The 16,592-nt window shown below is 66.7% G+C and carries 14 protein-coding genes; 9 read left to right on the plus strand and 5 right to left on the minus strand.

Annotated features, from left to right (window positions below; translation table 11 throughout):
• Positions 1 to 23 precede the first annotated feature (23 nt).
• Positions 24 to 2,396 (minus strand): 3-hydroxyacyl-CoA dehydrogenase/enoyl-CoA hydratase family protein, encoded by a 2,373-nt coding sequence (locus MG068_RS08875; protein WP_049399461.1) that lies wholly within the window; start codon positions 2,394 to 2,396, stop codon positions 24 to 26.
• 39 nt (positions 2,397 to 2,435) lie between these two features.
• Entirely contained in the window at positions 2,436 to 3,089 is a 654-nt protein-coding gene (locus MG068_RS08880; protein WP_032130490.1) for a TetR/AcrR family transcriptional regulator, read from the minus strand.
• A gap of 325 nt (positions 3,090 to 3,414) precedes the next feature.
• On the opposite strand from MG068_RS08880, the gene ndk reads away from it, so the two are divergent.
• From ndk to der, 7 genes are all read left to right on the plus strand, one after another.
• Entirely contained in the window at positions 3,415 to 3,840 is a 426-nt protein-coding gene (gene ndk / locus MG068_RS08885) for a nucleoside-diphosphate kinase (RefSeq protein ID WP_008265389.1), read from the plus strand.
• Positions 3,841 to 3,850: 10 nt separating this feature from the next.
• Complete coding sequence (gene rlmN, locus MG068_RS08890) at positions 3,851 to 5,056, plus strand: dual-specificity RNA methyltransferase RlmN (protein ID WP_005409296.1); 1,206 nt, start codon at positions 3,851 to 3,853, stop codon at positions 5,054 to 5,056.
• On the plus strand, positions 5,043 to 5,828 hold the full coding sequence (pilW, locus tag MG068_RS08895; RefSeq protein ID WP_121503074.1) for a type IV pilus biogenesis/stability protein PilW: 786 nt from the start codon (positions 5,043 to 5,045) through the stop codon (positions 5,826 to 5,828). The genes rlmN and pilW overlap by 14 nt, the downstream gene beginning before the upstream one ends.
• 18 nt (positions 5,829 to 5,846) lie before the next feature.
• On the plus strand, positions 5,847 to 6,719 hold the full coding sequence (locus MG068_RS08900; RefSeq protein WP_032130492.1) for a RodZ domain-containing protein: 873 nt from the start codon (positions 5,847 to 5,849) through the stop codon (positions 6,717 to 6,719).
• 65 nt (positions 6,720 to 6,784) lie between these two features.
• Positions 6,785 to 7,423: a YfgM family protein gene (locus MG068_RS08905; RefSeq protein WP_049399466.1), complete on the plus strand. Its 639-nt coding sequence runs from the start codon at positions 6,785 to 6,787 to the stop codon at positions 7,421 to 7,423.
• Positions 7,423 to 8,631, plus strand: a complete 1,209-nt coding sequence (gene bamB, locus MG068_RS08910; protein WP_032130494.1) for an outer membrane protein assembly factor BamB — start codon at positions 7,423 to 7,425, stop codon at positions 8,629 to 8,631. Before MG068_RS08905 ends, bamB begins: the two co-directional genes overlap by 1 nt.
• A 17-nt stretch (positions 8,632 to 8,648) precedes the next feature.
• Entirely contained in the window at positions 8,649 to 10,046 is a 1,398-nt protein-coding gene (gene der, locus MG068_RS08915; protein WP_049453247.1) for a ribosome biogenesis GTPase Der, read from the plus strand.
• A 138-nt stretch (positions 10,047 to 10,184) separates the two neighbouring features.
• Here the strand turns inward: der and MG068_RS08920 are convergent, their stop codons facing one another.
• From MG068_RS08920 to MG068_RS08930, 3 genes are all read right to left on the minus strand, one after another.
• A complete protein-coding gene (locus MG068_RS08920; RefSeq protein ID WP_049399471.1) occupies positions 10,185 to 10,967 on the minus strand; it encodes a hypothetical protein in 783 nt (260 codons plus the stop codon).
• Positions 10,968 to 11,061: 94 nt separating this feature from the next.
• Positions 11,062 to 11,691 (minus strand): LysE family translocator, encoded by a 630-nt coding sequence (locus MG068_RS08925; protein ID WP_132809940.1) that lies wholly within the window; start codon positions 11,689 to 11,691, stop codon positions 11,062 to 11,064.
• A gap of 74 nt (positions 11,692 to 11,765) precedes the next feature.
• Entirely contained in the window at positions 11,766 to 12,581 is an 816-nt protein-coding gene (locus MG068_RS08930; RefSeq protein WP_132809941.1) for a helix-turn-helix domain-containing protein, read from the minus strand.
• Between the two features lie 89 nt (positions 12,582 to 12,670).
• Here MG068_RS08930 and moeB point away from each other — a divergent pair, with 89 nt between their 5' ends.
• Both moeB and MG068_RS08940 read left to right on the plus strand, forming a co-directional pair.
• Complete coding sequence (gene moeB, locus MG068_RS08935; protein ID WP_132809942.1) at positions 12,671 to 13,807, plus strand: molybdopterin-synthase adenylyltransferase MoeB; 1,137 nt, start codon at positions 12,671 to 12,673, stop codon at positions 13,805 to 13,807.
• Between the two features lie 777 nt (positions 13,808 to 14,584).
• Positions 14,585 to 16,417 carry a monovalent cation:proton antiporter-2 (CPA2) family protein gene (locus tag MG068_RS08940; protein ID WP_132809943.1) on the plus strand — a complete coding sequence of 611 codons (1,833 nt, stop codon included), beginning with the start codon at positions 14,585 to 14,587 and terminating at the stop codon, positions 16,415 to 16,417.
• Positions 16,418 to 16,592 lie beyond the last annotated feature (175 nt).

The following is a 16,592-nucleotide window of genomic DNA, read 5'->3' on the forward strand; positions in this document are numbered from 1 at the left end:
CAGGGGCCGGCACCCGCCATCAATCAGTTACGCAGCGGCTTGCCGGTCTTCAGCATGTGCGCGATGCGGGCCTGGGTCTTTTCCTGCTGGGCCAGTTCGACGAAGTGCTTGCGCTCCAGGGTCAGCAGCCACTCTTCGTCCACCAGGGTGCCGCGGTCGACCTTGCCACCGCACAGCACGGTGGCGATGCGCTCGGCGATCTCGTAGTCGTACGGGCTGATGAAACGGCCTTCCAGCATGTTGACCAGCATCATCTTGAAGGTGGCGATACCCACGTCGCCGGCCACCTGGATGCGGCGTGCCGGCAGCGGCGGACGGTAGCCCGCTTCGGCCAGGGCGCGCGCTTCGGCCTTGGCGATATGCAGGGCCTCGTAGCTGTTGAACACCACCTTGTCGGTGCTGCGCAGCAGGCCCAGTTCCTTGGCGTTGACCGCCGAGTTGGAGACCTTGGCCATCGCCACGGTTTCGAAGGTCTTCTTCAGTTCGGCGAACACGTCACCGCCCGGGCCTGCGGCCTGCGAGGCGCGCACAGCCAGTTCCTTCAGGCCACCACCGGCCGGCAGCAGGCCGACGCCGGCCTCGACCAGGCCGATGTAGCTTTCCAGGAAGGCCACGGTCTTGGCGCTGTGCATCTGGAACTCGCAACCACCACCCAGCGCCAGGCCACGCACGGCAGCCACCACCGGCACCAGCGAGTACTTGATGCGCTGGCTGGTGCGCTGGAAGTTGGCGACCATCTCTTCGAACTGGTCGACCTTGCCGGCCTGCAGCAGGCCCAATGCACCGGCCAGGTCGGCACCGGCGGAGAAGGGTTCCTTCTGCTGCCAGATCACCAGGCCCTGGAAGTCCTTCTCGGCGCGGCTGACACATTCCTGCAGGCCGTCGAGCACCTGGTCGGACACGGTGTTCATCTTGGTCTTGAAGCTGACCACGGCGATGCCATCACCGTCGTGCCACATGCGCAGGCCGTCGTTCTCGAACACGGTCTCGCCCGGCGCGAACTTCTCGCCCAGCAGCGGATCGGGGAAGCGCTGGCGCTGATACACCGGCAGCGACGAGCGCGGTAGCTTGGCGTTGCGCGACGGGCTGTAGCTGCCCTCGGCGGCGTGCACGCCGTCGCGGCCATCGAACACCCAATCCGGCAGCGGGGCGTTGCTCATGCTCTTGCCGGCGACGATGTCATCAGCAATCCACTGTGCCACCTGCTTCCAGCCGGCGGCCTGCCAGGTTTCGAACGGGCCCAGCGACCAGCCGTAGCCCCAGCGGATGGCGAGGTCGACGTCGCGCGCGGTCTCGGCGATGTCGGCCAGGTGGTAGGCGCTGTAGTGGAACAGGTCGCGGAAGGTCGCCCACAGGAACTGCGCCTGCGGGTGCTGGCTTTCGCGCAGCTTGGCGAACTTCTCCGCCGGGTTCTTGATCTTCAGGATCTCGACCACTTCCGGTGCGGCGGTGCGATCAGCAGCGCGGTAGTCCTGCTTTTCCAGGTCGAGGACGACGATGTCCTTGCCGACCTTGCGGAAGATGCCGGCGCCGGTCTTCTGGCCCAGCGCGCCCTTGGAGATCAGCGCGTCCAGCCACTTCGGCGACTTGAAGAATTCATGCCACGGGTCGTTGGGCAGGGTGTCGCCCATGGTCTTGATGACGTGGGCCATGGTGTCCAGGCCGACCACGTCGGAGGTGCGGTAGGTGGCCGACTTCGGGCGGCCGACCAGCGGGCCGGTCAGGCCGTCCACTTCATCGAAGCCCAGGCCGAACTGCTGGGTGTGGTGGATGGTGGACAGGATCGAGAACACGCCGATGCGGTTGCCGATGAAGTTCGGGGTGTCCTTGGCGTACACCACGCCCTTGCCCAGGGTGGTGACCAGGAATTCTTCCAGGCCTTCCAGCACGGCGGCGTCGGTGGTGGTGGCCGGGATCAGCTCGGCCAGGTGCATGTAGCGCGGCGGGTTGAAGAAGTGCACGCCGCAGAAGCGGTGGCGCAGCTGCTCGGGCAGCACGTCGGCCAGCTTGTTGATGCCCAGGCCCGAGGTGTTGGAGGCCAGCACCGCGTGGTCCGCCACGAACGGCGCGATCTTCTTGTACAGGTCCTGCTTCCAGTCCATGCGCTCGGCGATGGCCTCGATAATCAGGTCGCAGTCCTTCAGCTGCTCCAGGCCGGACTCGTAGTTGGCCGGGGTGATGGCTTCGGCCAGCGACTTGCTGGCCAGCGGCGCCGGGCTCAGCTTGCCCAGGTTGGCGATCGCCTTCAGCACGATGCCGTCAGCCGGACCCTCCTTGGCGGGCAGGTCGAACAGCACGGTGTCGACGCCAGCGTTGGTGAGGTGGGCGGCGATCTGGGCACCCATGACGCCGGCACCCAGCACGGCGGCGCGGCGGACTAGCAGGGAATTGGACATGGTGTAGGGCCTTTGTTGGTCAGCAGTTACTGGGTGGAATCAAGGGGAAGCGGGCAGGGCGCTGGCGCGTGCGGCGGCGCGGAACCCGGCTTCGGCGAAATGGATCAGTTCGTGGGCGGCATGGGCACGATGCGCCGCTTCGGTGACACCGGCGGGACGCTTGATCAGCCCGAAGTCGGCCATGGCATAGGTGAGCGAGCCGGCCAGGAAATCCAGGCGCCAGTACAGCTCTTCCTTGCTCAGGTCGGGTGCGCATTCGGCAATCGCCTTGCCGAACGCACGCAGCACGTGACCGTAGTGGTCGGACAGGAACTTGCGCAGGTTGTCGTTCTTCTCCGCGTAGGCGCGGGCGATCACGCGCACGAAGGCGCCGCCGTTCTGGCGGTCCTGGGCCAGCGCCAGTGCCGGCTCGACGAAGGCGGCCAGCACCGGGCGCAGCTGCCCGGGGTGTTCGCTGCGGGCGCGCTCGAGCTGCGACAGGCGGGCGCCGGTCATCTCGTCCATGCGGCGGCGGAACACCTCGTTGACCAGGTTTTCCTTGGAGCCGAAGTGGTAGTTGACCGCAGCGATGTTGACGTCGGCCTGGCTGGTCACCTGGCGCAGCGACGTGCCGGCGAAGCCGTGCTGTGCGAACAGCTCCTCGGCCGCGCCGAGGATGCGGTCCTTGGTCGAGAAGTGGGCGGGTTTGGCCATCGGCGGGCGGACCTTAATCAAACGATTGTTTGATACTAGGACCAGACGGTAGCGTATGGCATTTTGCAGTGCAGCAAAAATGCCCGGACCGGTCAGATTTCACTCAGGTGGGTGAATGGGCGCAAAGGGTAGTGCCGGCCGCTGGCCGGCAACCGCAGGCAGCCCGTGGGGCGCCAGCCTGCCGGCCGGCGGCCGGCACTACCACGCTGCCGCTTTATCTTTTACAATTCGCCTACGTTTATCAGGCTAAGCCCGCGTCCCGACGCGGGTTTTTTTCATGTTACCCTTCGGGCCATCAGCGGCCCGATTCCATTGGAGACATCCCATGGCGCTGGAGCGCACCCTTTCGATCATCAAGCCGGACGCCGTTGCCAAGAACGTCATCGGCGAAATCTACGCCCGCTTCGAGAAGGCCGGCCTGAAGGTCGTGGCCGCCAAGTACAAGCAGCTGTCGCGCCGTGAAGCCGAAGGCTTCTACGCCGTGCACCGCGAGCGTCCGTTCTTCAACGCGCTGGTCGAGTTCATGATCTCCGGCCCGGTGATGATCCAGGCCCTGGAAGGCGAGAACGCCGTCCTGGCCCACCGCGACCTGCTGGGCGCCACCAACCCGAAGGAAGCCGCTGCGGGCACCATCCGCGCCGACTTCGCCGAATCCATCGATGCCAACGCCGCCCACGGCTCGGACTCGGTCGAGAATGCCGCGATTGAAATCGCCTACTTCTTCGCCGCCACCGAAGTCGTTTCGCGCTGAGAGTAATGCCGTGAACGAGGTCGTACAGTCCCCCGCCATCCAGCCGCTGCCGAAGTCGGCACCCACGGCTGGCAAGCAGAACCTGCTCGACCTCGATCGCGCGGGCCTGGAGAAGTTTTTCGTCGAGGTTCTCGGCGAGAAGAAGTTCCGTGCCCATCAGGTGATGAAGTGGATCCACCATCGCTACGTCACCGATTTCGATGAAATGACCGACCTCGGCAAGGTCCTGCGCGCCAAGCTGCAGGCCCATGCCGAGGTGCTGGTTCCCAACATCGTGTTCGACAAGCCCTCCGCCGACGGCACCCACAAGTGGCTGCTGGCGATGGGCGTGGATGGCAAGAACGCCATCGAGACCGTGTACATCCCGGACAAGACCCGCGGCACGCTGTGCGTGTCCTCGCAGGTCGGTTGCGGCCTGAACTGCACGTTCTGCTCCACCGCCACCCAGGGCTTCAACCGCAATCTGACCACCGCCGAGATCATCGGCCAGGTGTGGGTTGCCGCACGCCACCTGGGCAACGTGCCGCACCAGATGCGCCGCCTCACCAACGTGGTGATGATGGGCATGGGCGAGCCGCTGATGAATTTCGACAACGTCGTGCGCGCCATGAGCGTGATGCGCGACGACCTGGGCTACGGCCTGGCCAACAAGCGCGTGACCCTGTCGACCTCCGGCCTGGTGCCGCAGATCGACCGCCTGTCTGCCGAAAGCGACGTGTCGCTGGCGGTGTCGCTGCATGCGCCGAACGATGCGCTGCGCGAGACGCTGGTGCCGCTCAACAAGAAGTATCCGATCGCCGAGCTGATGGCCTCGTGCGCACGCTACCTGCGCGCCAACAAGCGCCGCGAATCGGTCACCTTCGAATACACCCTGATGAAGGGCATCAACGACAAGCCCGAGCATGCCCGCGAGCTGGCCCGCCTGATGCGCCAGTTCGACAACGCGGTGCAGGCCAAGGATTCGGGCAAGGTCAACCTGATCCCGTTCAATCCGTTCCCGGGTACCCGCTACGAGCGCTCGGAAGAAGCGCACATCCGTGCCTTCCAGAAGATCCTGCTCGACAGCAACGTGCTGACCATGGTCCGCCGCACCCGTGGCGACGACATCGACGCCGCCTGTGGCCAGCTCAAGGGCCAGGTGATGGACCGCACCCGCCGCCAGGCGGAGTTCAACAAGACGCTGCAGGCGGGGAAGGGGAGCGATGCCGCGGCCTGACCGCCTCTGGCTGGTTCTGTTCGCAGGCGTGCTGGCCGTTGCGGTCGGTGGCTGCAAATCCCATCCCAAGGCCAAGCTGGGCCCCAGCGAGGCGCCGGTCTACTCGGTCCGTGATCCGGACAGCGTGCGCCGCCAGGTGCGCCTGCAGGACCTGTTGGCCCTGGCCGCCCGCGACATGCAGGTAGGCAACCTCGATGCGGCCGAACGCAAGGCGCGCGAGGCGCTGAAGCTGGCCCCCGAGTCGCCCGATGCGCTGGTGCTGCTGGCCGGCATCGACGAGCGCCGTGGCCGGACCCAGCAGGCTGGTGAGAGCTTCCGCAGGGCTGCCGAGCAGGCGCCGCAGCGCGGGGACATTCTCAACAATTACGGCGCGTGGCTGTGCCAGCAGGGCCGGCCGGCCGAGTCGCTGGTCTGGTTCGATCGTGCGCTGCAGGCGCCGGGCTACGCCACGCCGGCCGAGTCCCAGGCCAATGCCGGGGGCTGCGCGCTGGATGCCGGCCAGTTCGAACGTGCCGAGCGCGACCTGCGTGCGGCGCTGGCAACGCTGCCGGGAAACCCGGTCGCGCTGGAGGCGATGGCCCAGCTCAGCTTCCGCCAGGGCCGCTTCATGGAGGCCCGGGCCTTCGCCGAACGTAGGATTGCGGCTGCACCCGCAACGCGTTCCGTGTTACAACTTGCGTCTCAAATCGAAGCGCGGCTGGGTGATCGGGCGGCATCTGACCGCTATCTTCAGCGCATTCGACAGGAATTTCCGCAGGAAGCGGGCTCCTAACTCCAGGGTTGATGCATTGTGATTGATGACCAGACTGTGAGCGCTCTCGAGACTGCGGCCGGCTGCGGCAGCCGCCTGCGCCAGGCCCGCGAGGCGGCCGGACTGACCCTCGAAGATGTCGGCTCGCGCCTGCGCATGCCGGTCCAGGTGGTCAAGTCGCTGGAAGAGGAACAATGGCAGAAGCTGGGCGCGCCGGTGTTCGTGCGCGGCCAGCTGCGCAGCTACGCGCGCCTGCTGGACGTGGATGTGAGCCAGCTGCTGGAGCAGGCCCAGGTCGGCCCGGTGGTTCCGCCCACCCTGGTCAGCCATACCCACACCCCGCGTGCGCGCCGCATTGCCGAGAATCTCGGCCGTCGCGTGCTGTATGTCGGTATCACCGCGGTTCTGGCGGTGCCGGTGTGGTTCGCCACCCGTGGTCATTTTGATGGCAGTGCGACGCCGTCGCCGAACACCGCTTCGCTGGACGCGATCCCGGCCGCTGTGCCGGTGACCCCGTCTGCCGCCGGCGTCGAGCCGGCCGCCGTGGCTGACGTGGCGAGCGCCCCGGCCAGCAAGCCGGCCGCCACCCCGTACGTAGCCTCGCTGGCCCCGGTGCCGCGTTCAGCCCCGGCACCAGCGGCTGCCGCCAACACGCTGGACATGCAGTTCAGCGGCGACAGCTGGGTCGATATCGGCGGCCCGGACGGCGCTACCGTCGAGAAGGCGCTGATCAAATCCGGCGAGAGCCGCAGCTTCACGCCGGGCCAGGTGACCCGGGTGACCCTGGGCAACGCCTCGGCGGTCCAGGTTCAGCAGAACGGCGCTATCGTCGATCTGACCCCCTACCAGCGAGCCAACGTGGCACGCTTTCAGGTATCCTCTGAAGGCTCCGTAGTCCCGGTTTCGCACTGAGGCGCGGTTTCACCACCTTCGATTAATCCCAATGGTCCCTCCCGATGGGCGGGGCGAGAGTACGCATGGCGATCGACGATCTGCTCGACGAGCACGAACAAAGTGAACGCGTCCGCAGCTGGCTGCGGAAGAATGGCGCCAGCATCCTCGGTGGCGTAGTGATCGCCATCGGTGCCATTGCCGGTTGGCAGTGGTACCAGAAGGATCAGGGCGGCAAGCTGGCCTCGGCCAATGTCGAGTACCAGAAGGCGCTCGTTGGCCTGCAGCAGAACAAGCTCGACGACGCCTCCAAGGCGGTCAAGGCGCTCGAAGCCGGCCCGTCCAGCATCTACGGCGACCTCGCGGCGCTGCAGCTGGCCAAGGCCCAGGTCGACGCCGGCAAGAACGAAGAAGCCCTGGCCACCCTGCGCGGCGTGAAGGTCGAAGGTGACCTGCAGCGCGTGGTCGACCAGCGTGTGGCCCGCCTGCTGGTGGCCACCGGCAAGAGTGACGAGGCGATCAAGCTGCTGGGCAGCGCCACCGACAGCAGCAGCCTGGAAATCCATGGCGACGCGCTGATGGCGCAGGGCAAGCGTGACGACGCCCGTGCACAGTACGAGAAAGCGCTGAAGTCGCTGGACGTGGCAGCGCCGCAGCGGCGCCTGCTGGAAACCAAGGTTATGGACGCCGGCGGCACCGTTGCCGCCCCTGCGGAGTCGGTTTGATGAGTCAGAAGGTCATGATCACCCGCGTCGCCACCGTGCTCCTGATGGGCATGGCCCTGACCGGCTGCAGCACCGTGAAGGGCTGGTTCGCCGGCAAGGACGCGGCCGCGAAGAAGGCACAGGAACCGGCTGAGCTGGTCAAGTTCGAGCCGACCGTGAAGGTCAACAAGGCCTGGTCGGTCAACCTCGGCAAGGGCGAGCGCCGCATCGGCGTGCGCCAGGGCCCGGCCGTGGCCAACGGCCACGTGTTCGCTGCGGCACTCACCGGTGGCGTGCACGCCATCGACCTGCAGACCGGCAAGAAGGTCTGGACCTGGGAGCCGAAGAAGGAAAAGAAGAAGGCCAAGCTGCGCCTGTCCGGCGGCCCGGGGGTCGGTGAGAACCTGGTCGTGATCGGCACGCTCGATGGCCAGGTCATCGCCCTGGACATCAACGACGGCAGCGAGAAGTGGCGCGCCCGTGTTCCGGGTGAAGTCATCGCCGCGCCGGCCATCGCCCAGGGCGCGGTCTACGTGCGCAGCAATGACGGCCGCATCACCGCGTTCGATGCCGGCAACGGCACCCAGAAGTGGTTCAACCCGAGCGAGCTGCCGGCGCTGACCGTGCGTGGCAACGCGCCGGTGGTGACCGGCCCGGGCGTGCTGTTCATCGGCAAGGACGAGGGCGCGGTTGCCGCCCTGGCCCAGCAGGATGGCCGCACCCTGTGGGAACAGAATGTGGGCAACGGTGAAGGCCGTACCGAGCTGGAGCGCATGGCCGATGTCGACGGTGCGCCGGTGCTGGATGGCAACACCCTGTTCGTGAGCAGCTTCAAGAACCAGACGATGGCCATTGAAGGCCCGACCGGTCGCCCGCTGTGGGCGCGCGACCATGGCGGTGCCGGTGGCGTGGCGGTCTCGTCTGGCAATGTGTTCGTCACCGACAACAAGGGCGGCGTGTTCGGCCTGGACAAGGCCAGCGGCGCGGCGATGTGGTCGCAGACCGCACTGGCCCGTCGCTCGCTGACCGGCCCGGCACTGCACGGCGACTACGTCGTGGTCGGCGACTACAAGGGATACGTGCACTGGCTGCAGACCTCCGATGGTGCGATGGCGGCACGGGCAAAGAGCGGCGGTGACGCCCTGCTGGCCCAGCCAATCGTCGTAGACGGGGTGCTGCTGGTGCAGAACGTTGATGGCAAGCTGACCGCCTTCCGGTTGGCAAATTAAAAATTGGAGTAATCGCGATGCTGCCTTTGGTCGCCCTGGTTGGACGGCCGAATGTCGGCAAGTCGACTATTTTCAATGCGCTTACGCGCACCCGTGACGCGCTGGTCCATGACCAGCCCGGCGTCACCCGCGACCGCAACTACGGTGTCTGCCGTCTGGACGAGGACAATCATTTCCTCGTCGTCGACACCGGCGGTATCGCGGAAGAGGAAGAGGGTCTGGCAGGGGCTACCACCCGCCAGGCCCGTGCCGCTGCGGCGGAAGCCGACCTGATCCTGTTCGTGGTCGATGCCCGTGAGGGTACCTCGGCGATGGACGACGAGATCCTGGCCTGGCTGCGCAAGCTGTCGCGCCCGACGCTGCTGCTGATCAACAAGATTGACGGCACCGACGAGGACACCGTGCGTTCGGAGTTCGCCCGCTACGGCTTCGGCGAGATGCTGACCGTGTCGGCCGCGCATCGCCAGGGTCTGGACGACCTGCTGGACGAAGTGGTCCAGCGCCTGCCGGAAGAAGGCAGCGGCGAAGAGCTGGACAACGATCCGAACCGCATCCGCATCGCCTTCGTCGGCCGCCCGAACGTGGGCAAGTCCACCCTGGTCAATCGCATCCTCGGCGAGGAGCGCATGATCGCCTCCGACGTGCCGGGCACCACCCGCGACTCGATCGCCGTGGACCTGGAGCGTGACGGCCGCGAATACCGCCTGATCGATACCGCCGGCCTGCGCCGTCGTTCGCGCGTGGACGAGGTCGTCGAGAAGTTCTCGGTGGTCAAGACCATGCAGTCGATCGAGCAGTGCCAGGTGGCCGTGCTGATGCTCGACGCCACCGAAGGCGTGACTGACCAGGACGCCACCGTGCTCGGTGCCGTGCTCGACGCCGGCCGCGCGCTGGTGATCGCCATCAACAAGTGGGATGGTCTGACCGAGTATCAGCGCGAGCAGGCTGAAACCATGCTGTCGCTGAAGCTGGGCTTCGTGCCGTGGGCCGAGTCGGTGCGCATCTCGGCCAAGCATGGCTCGGGCCTGCGTGAGCTGTTCCGCGCGGTGCACCGCGCGCACGAATCGGCGAACAAGACCTTCACCACCAGCGAAGTGAACAAGGCGCTGGAAGTGGCGTACGAGACCAACCCGCCGCCGACCATCCGCGGCCATGTCTCCAAGCTGCGTTACGTGCACCCGGCCGGTGCAAACCCGCCGACCTTCATCGTGCACGGCACGCGCCTGAAGGAGCTGCAGGAATCGTACAAGCGCTACCTGGAGAACTTCTTCCGCAAGCGCTTCAAGCTGATCGGCACGCCGGTGAGCTTCATCTTCCGCGAGGGCACCAACCCGTACGAGGGCAAGAAGAACGTCCTCACCGAGCGGCAGGTCAAGGCCAAGCGGCGCTTGATGAAGCACGTCAAGGGCAAGTGATGCAGAGAAAGGCGGCCGCAGGGCCGCCTTTCTTGTTTGTGGTAGTGCCGGCCGCTGGCCGGCAACCCGATGATGCCTGGCGTGTTCACGAGGTTGCCGGCCAGCGGCCGGCACTACCCCCACGTCTACAGATCTCGATCAGGGCGGACTGCTGCGACGAGCGCGGCAATGCGGCAATGCGCATGGGATGCCTCGGCCGCGCCGCGATGTTGAAGCCGGTTGCACCTGGCTTGTGGCGGGGATCGATTCCGGCAGCTGCACCTGCCCGGTGATGCTTGCCCATACCAGGGTCGTACCCAGTGCACCTGCCAGGTACGCCACCGACACCGCCCCGATCAGCAGGCCCGCGGCATGCTCCAGCCATGGAAGCAATCGGCAACACCCCTGTGCCCTGCGCGGATGGCTGCCGAGCCACGCCATCAGCAGGCCGAGCGACAGCGCGACGCCACTCAGGCAGGCCACGTAAGCGGCCTGGGTGCCCGTGTCGGCAACGAGGCCTGTAACCAGGGCTGCAATCGCGAACTGCAGCATCCAGTTGCTGCTGCTGGCGAGCGCCAGCAGGCATCCTGCTTCGGCGTGCGGCCAACGGGAGCGGGCGCGCAGGCCCGAGGGCATCTGCAGGGAAAGCGGAGAGAACGGGGTCAAGCCGGCGTCGCGCAGGCACATGCCCGCCAGGCGCAGCAGCAGGAGGCAGCCCGCGCACTGCATCGCCAGCGTCCACAGGCCGCGGTTTCCCAGCATGCCCGCTGCAACGAAAGCCGTCGCACAGATGACGCCCGTACCGAAGGCGATACCGAACGACGCGGCCATGGCGGCGTGCCCGCCCGCGCCCATCGCGGTGCGCAGGATCTTCGCGTGATGCGAAGCAGGCAGGAGCATGGCGAAGCCGTACAGCACCGCGACGATGAAGAACTGCTGCACGTAAACCTGCCACTGACCTACAGAAAGTGCAGAGTGTGGGCGGGTGTGAACGCGCGGTATTGAACGCCATTGCGACAGGCGCGAATCGCCGGCATCAGCCGGCCCGCAGCGACACGACGATCCATAGCGCCAGTGCGATCATCAGTAGCCCTGCGGCCCGCTCCAGCCAGGGCAGGGCGCGTGCGAACCGACGCAGCACCCACGGGTGGCCGACCAGCGCGGCGACCAGCAGATCCCAAAGCAGGACGATGCCGAACATCCACGCGCCATAGAAGAACTTCGTTGCGGCGTTGGCCTGGGGGCCATTGAGCATTGCCGCCAACGTTGCGTAGAACAGCGCATTCTTCGGGTTCAGCAGCGCAGACAGGGCGCCCAGCCCTGCCGCCTTCCACCACCCGTGCGTATCGCCTGCGCGCGATTCCGCGGCAGGTGCCTGCAGCGTCGTCGAGCCCGCATGGCGCAGGAACAGCGTGCCGAGGTACAGCAGGAAGCCGCAGCCCGCCAACTGCACCGCAATGAACCCTGCGCTGCCTGCGCGCAGCATGGCAATTCCGGTGAAAGCGGCCACGATGAAGACGCCGTTGCCAACGGCGATGCCTGCGCAGGCGCCACTGGCGGTGCGCCAGCCAGAGGTGATCGCGGTGCGTGCAACGAGGAAGAAATCGGGACCGGGTGAGAGCAGGGCGAAAAAATGAACGGTGGCGATGATCAGGAACTGTTCCATCGGGTCCGGCGGCGGCTGGCTGGGGCGCCAGTCTGGGGATGTGCCGCGCGGTGGTATTGAACGTTATTGCAGGCTCAGCGCCGGTACTGGCCTGGGGTCGCACCGGCGTGGGCCTTGAAGACCCGCTGGAAATGACTCTGGTCGGCAAAGCCCAGTGCATGCGCGACCACGGCCAGTGCCTGGCCTTCGCACAACCGTCGGCGAGCCTCCTGGATGCGCTGGTCGATCTGCCAGGCGTGTGGCGTCAGGCCCGTGGCACGTCGGAAGGCGCGGATCAGCTGGTAGCGGCTCATGCCTGCCAGCGATGCGAGTTCCTGCAGGGCCGGGGTGTGTTCAAGCCGCTGGCGCAGAACGTCCATCACCGGTTGCACCCGCTGCTGTAGTGCGGCGTCTTCAGGCGGGCCGGCGACGGCTACACCATCGTGTTCATCAAGATCGCCGACGAACGCGATCAGGGCTGCTTCCTTGACGCTGACCGCATCGTCGGAGAACAGCGTCTCGTTGAGCTGGCAGTACTGCTGGTAGCGCAGGCGATGGCTGGAAATCCGGATGGGTTCCTGCTGCCAGTCGGGTCCGGGCAGGCCGTCATACTCGGCGCGGACTTCGGCCATCCAGCGCGCATCCAGGTGCAACATCTGGTAGCTCCAGACCTGGCCGGGCAGGGGGTTGCAGGCATGCACGCGGCCTGCGGGTACGCCGACCAGATTGCCGGGTTGCAGCAGGCGCGGTCCTTCCGCCGCGCCGGTGAACACACTGCTGCCGGCGTCCACGGCGCCGATCGAGAAAGTGTCATGGCTGTGCGGGCGATGGCAGGCGCGGCTGCCGCACGCCCGTCGGCTTTCGACGAAGGGCATGCGCGGGTCACGCCAGAATTCGGTGGCAGAGCGCATGCAGCGGTTCCGGGATGCAGGGAGCAACGCCCGCATGGTGCCATGTTCGGGGCAAGGCGCGTCGAGGGTGTCTGCGCGATAATGCGGCCATGAGCATCCAAGAGCTTTCCCCCGCGCAGGCACGCGAGCGCCTGGCCCATGGCGCCGTGCTGATCGATGTGCGCGAGGCGCATGAACGGGCCGGGGGCATGGCCGAGGGCGCGCGCGGCGTGGCCAAGGGGGAGCTGCAGGCCGACCCGGCCACGCATCTGCCAAAGCACGACCAGGAGATCCTGCTGATCTGCCAGAGCGGCAAGCGCTCGGCCGATGCCGCGCAGTTCCTGGTGAAGGCTGGATATACCAATGTGGCTTCCGTGAGCGGCGGCACCGTGGCCTGGCGCGAGCAGTCGCTGCCGCTGGTGCAGCCGCTGGCCAGCGCCGCCGACCGCGACTTCTACGACCGCTATTCGCGCCACCTGCTGCTGCCGCAGGTGGGCGAGGCTGGCCAGCGTACGCTGCAGCAGTCGCGCGTGCTGGTGCTGGGGGCGGGTGGCCTGGGCGCGCCGGCCGGCTTCTATCTGGCTGCGGCCGGGGTAGGGCATCTGCGCTTTGCCGACCATGACCGCGTGGAGCGCAGCAACCTGCATCGGCAGATCGTGCATACCGAAGCCAGCGTCGGCCAGCTCAAGGTCGATTCCGCGCGCGAGCGATTGCTGGCGCTTAACCCGTCGATCGAGGTCGAGGCGGTGCCGGAGCGGGTCACATCCGAGAATGTGGATGCGCTGCTGGAGGGCGTGGATGTGGTGCTGGACGGCTCGGACAACTTCCCGCTGCGCTACCTGCTCAACGACGCCTGCATCAAGCACGCCAAGCCACTGGTGTATGCCGCCATCGAGCGCTTTGACGGCCAGGTAAGCGTGTTTGACGCTGGCCGCCAGCGTGGCGTGGCGCCGTGCTACCGCTGCCTGTTCCCGGAGCCGCCGCCGCCGGAGTTCGCGCCGAACTGTTCCGAGGCTGGGGTGCTGGGTGTGCTGCCTGGCCTGGCCGGGGTGCTGCAGGCCACCGAGGTGCTGAAGCTGCTGCTGGGCATCGGCGAGCCGCTGGTCGGCCGCCTGCTGCGCTTCGATGCGCTGGGCATGCGCTTCCGCGATACCGGCATCCGGTCGGACCCGCATTGCCCGGTGTGCGCGCTGGGCGTGCCGTTCCCGGGGTATATCGATTACGCCGCGTTTTGCCGGGGCGGGTGAGTTCGGCTGGGGAATGCCTTGGTAGATGCCGACCTTGGTCGGCGCTCTCGTGCCAACCAAGGTTGGCACCTACCGAAGCGGGTGCATGGTTGGCGCCTACCGAAGCGGGCGCATGGTTGTCAGCTACCGAAGCGGCGCATGGTTTCAGGATCCCGCATCCGGCCGGACCCGCATTGCCCGGTGTGCGCGCCGGGCGTGCCGTTCCCGGGGTATATCGATTACGCCGCGTTTTGCCGGGGCGGGTGAGGCTGGCTGGGGAGTGGATTGGTAGATGCCGACCTTGGTCGGCGCTCTTGTGCCAACCAAGGTTGGCACCTACCGAAGCGGGTGCATGGTTGGCGCCCGCCGATGCGCATGCATGGTTGGCACCCATCGGCGCGCATGCATGGTTTCGGAATCCGGAATCCGGCATCCGGCCGGACTCGCACTGCCCGGTGTGCGCGCCGGGCTTGCCGTTCCCGGGGCATATCGATTACGCCGCGTTCTGCCGGGGTGGGTGAGGCTGGCCGGGGAATGCCTTGGTAGATGCCGACCTTGGTCGGCGCTCTTGTGCCAACCAAGGTTGGCACCTACCGAAGCGGGTGCATGGTTGGCGCCCGCCGATGCGCATGCATGGTTGGCACCCATCGGCACGCATGCATGGTTTCGGGATGATGCCGGGGGTCACTCCTGGCATCGTTCCACCTCCAAGACAATCCGGCGCAACATGCGTGCTATTGCCGTCATCGGCATTGCTCTATTGTTGAACCCGATTCTGGATCTTGGGGAACACACCGCATGGCGGTAGAAGCAGCGACCAGCGAGCTGGTCAAGGTCGTGGCCCTGCTGGGCGCGGCGGTGGTGATGGTGCCCTTGTTCCGCCGGGCCGGCCTTGGCTCGGTGCTGGGCTACTTCGCTGCCGGCCTGGCGATCGGACCGTTCGGGCTGGGCTGGTTCTCCGACCCGCAGGCGATCCTGCATACCGCCGAACTCGGCGTGGTGATGTTCCTGTTCGTGATCGGCCTGGAAATGCGGCCCTCGCACCTGTGGAGCCTGCGCAAGGAAATCTTCGGGCTGGGCACGCTGCAGATCGTCACCTGTGCGCTGGTGCTGACCAGCATCGCCAAACTGTTCGGCCTGCCGTGGCAGGTGGCCTTCATCGGCGCCACCGGCTTCGTGCTCACCTCTACCGCGGTGGTGATGCAGCTGCTGGCCGAGCGTGGTGACATCGCGCTGCCGTCGGGGCAGAAGATCGTTTCCATCCTGCTGTTCGAAGACCTGCTGATCGTGCCGTTGCTGGCGCTGGTGGCGTGGATGGGCCCGAGCGCAGGCAGTGCCGACGGCGAAGGCTCGCGCTGGCTGTCGGTCGCGATCGGCGTCGGCGCCATCGTCGGCCTGGTGCTGGTTGGCCGCTTCCTGCTCAACCCGCTGTTCCGCGTGCTGGCCGAATCGAAGGCGCGCGAAGTGATGACCGCCGCCGCGCTGCTGGTGGTGCTGGGTGCGGCGCTGCTGATGCAGCTGTCCGGCCTGTCGATGGCGATGGGCGCGTTCCTGGCCGGCGTGCTGCTGAGCGAGTCGACCTTCCGTCACCAGATCGAGGCGGACATCGAACCGTTCCGCGGCATCCTGCTCGGCCTGTTCTTCCTCAGCGTGGGCATGGCGCTGGACCTGGGCGTGGTGGCTGGCAACTGGCAGCTGATCCTCGGCCTGGTGCTGGCGTTGATGGCGGCCAAGGCGCTGTGCATCTACGTGGTGGCGCGCGTGATGGGCAGCGATCACGCGCAGGCGCTGGATCGTGGTGTGCTGATGGCGCAGGGCGGCGAGTTCGCCTTCGTGTTGTTCTCCGCCGCCGCATCGGCCGGCGTGATCGACCTGGAGATCAATGCCAACTTCACCGCCGTGGTGGTGCTGTCGATGGCACTGACCCCGCTGGTGGTGCTGGTCTACAAGCGCATCGCACCGAAGCCGACGGTGAACATGGACGGCGTGGACGAAGCCGATGGCCTGTCCGGCAGCGTGCTGCTGATCGGCTTCGGCCGCTTCGGGCAGGTCGCCAGCCAGTCGCTGCTGGCGCGCGACGTGGACGTGACCATCATCGACAACGATGTGGAGATGATCCAGAGCGCGGCGCGCTTCGGGTTCAAAGTCTATTACGGTGATGGCACGCGTCTGGATGTGCTGCATGCCTCGGGTGCCGCCACCGCGCGGGCTATTGCGGTGTGCGTGGACAAGGCCGAGGCGGCTGACCGCATCGTTGAACTGGTGGCGCATGAGTTCCCGCAGGCCAAGCTGATGGTGCGTTCGTTCGACCGCGAGCATTCGCTGCGGTTGATCCATGCCGGTGTCGATTTCCAGATCCGCGAGACGTTTGAATCGGCAGTGCTGTTCGGCCAGGCCGCGCTGGTGGAACTGGGGGCGGATGAGGATGATGCGGTGGAGATTGCAGAGCAGATCCGCCGTCGTGATGCCGAGCGCTTCGAGCTGGAGATTGCCGGCGGTGGCTTGAATGCCGGCGCACGGATGATCTACGGCAACAGCCCGCAGGGCGTACCGACGCCGACGCCGTTCACCGCGCCGAAGCGGGAGAGCAAGACACTGAATCCGCAGGATGTGCCGGAAGAGGAAGAGTAGCCCCGGTAGTGCCGGCCGCTGGCCGGCTACCTCAGCGCACCACCCGTCGGTAGTGCCGGCCGCTGGCCGGCAAATACGGAAACGTTCCGACGTCATGAGGTTGCCGGCCAGCGGCCGGCACTACCAGGTGGGGAATTACCCAAGCCGTGGCGGTGGGCGAGGGGGCCTGAATCGG

The sequence above is a fragment of the Stenotrophomonas sp. ASS1 genome (genome assembly GCF_004346925.1).
Taxonomy (GTDB): Bacteria; Pseudomonadota; Gammaproteobacteria; order Xanthomonadales; family Xanthomonadaceae; genus Stenotrophomonas; species Stenotrophomonas maltophilia_A.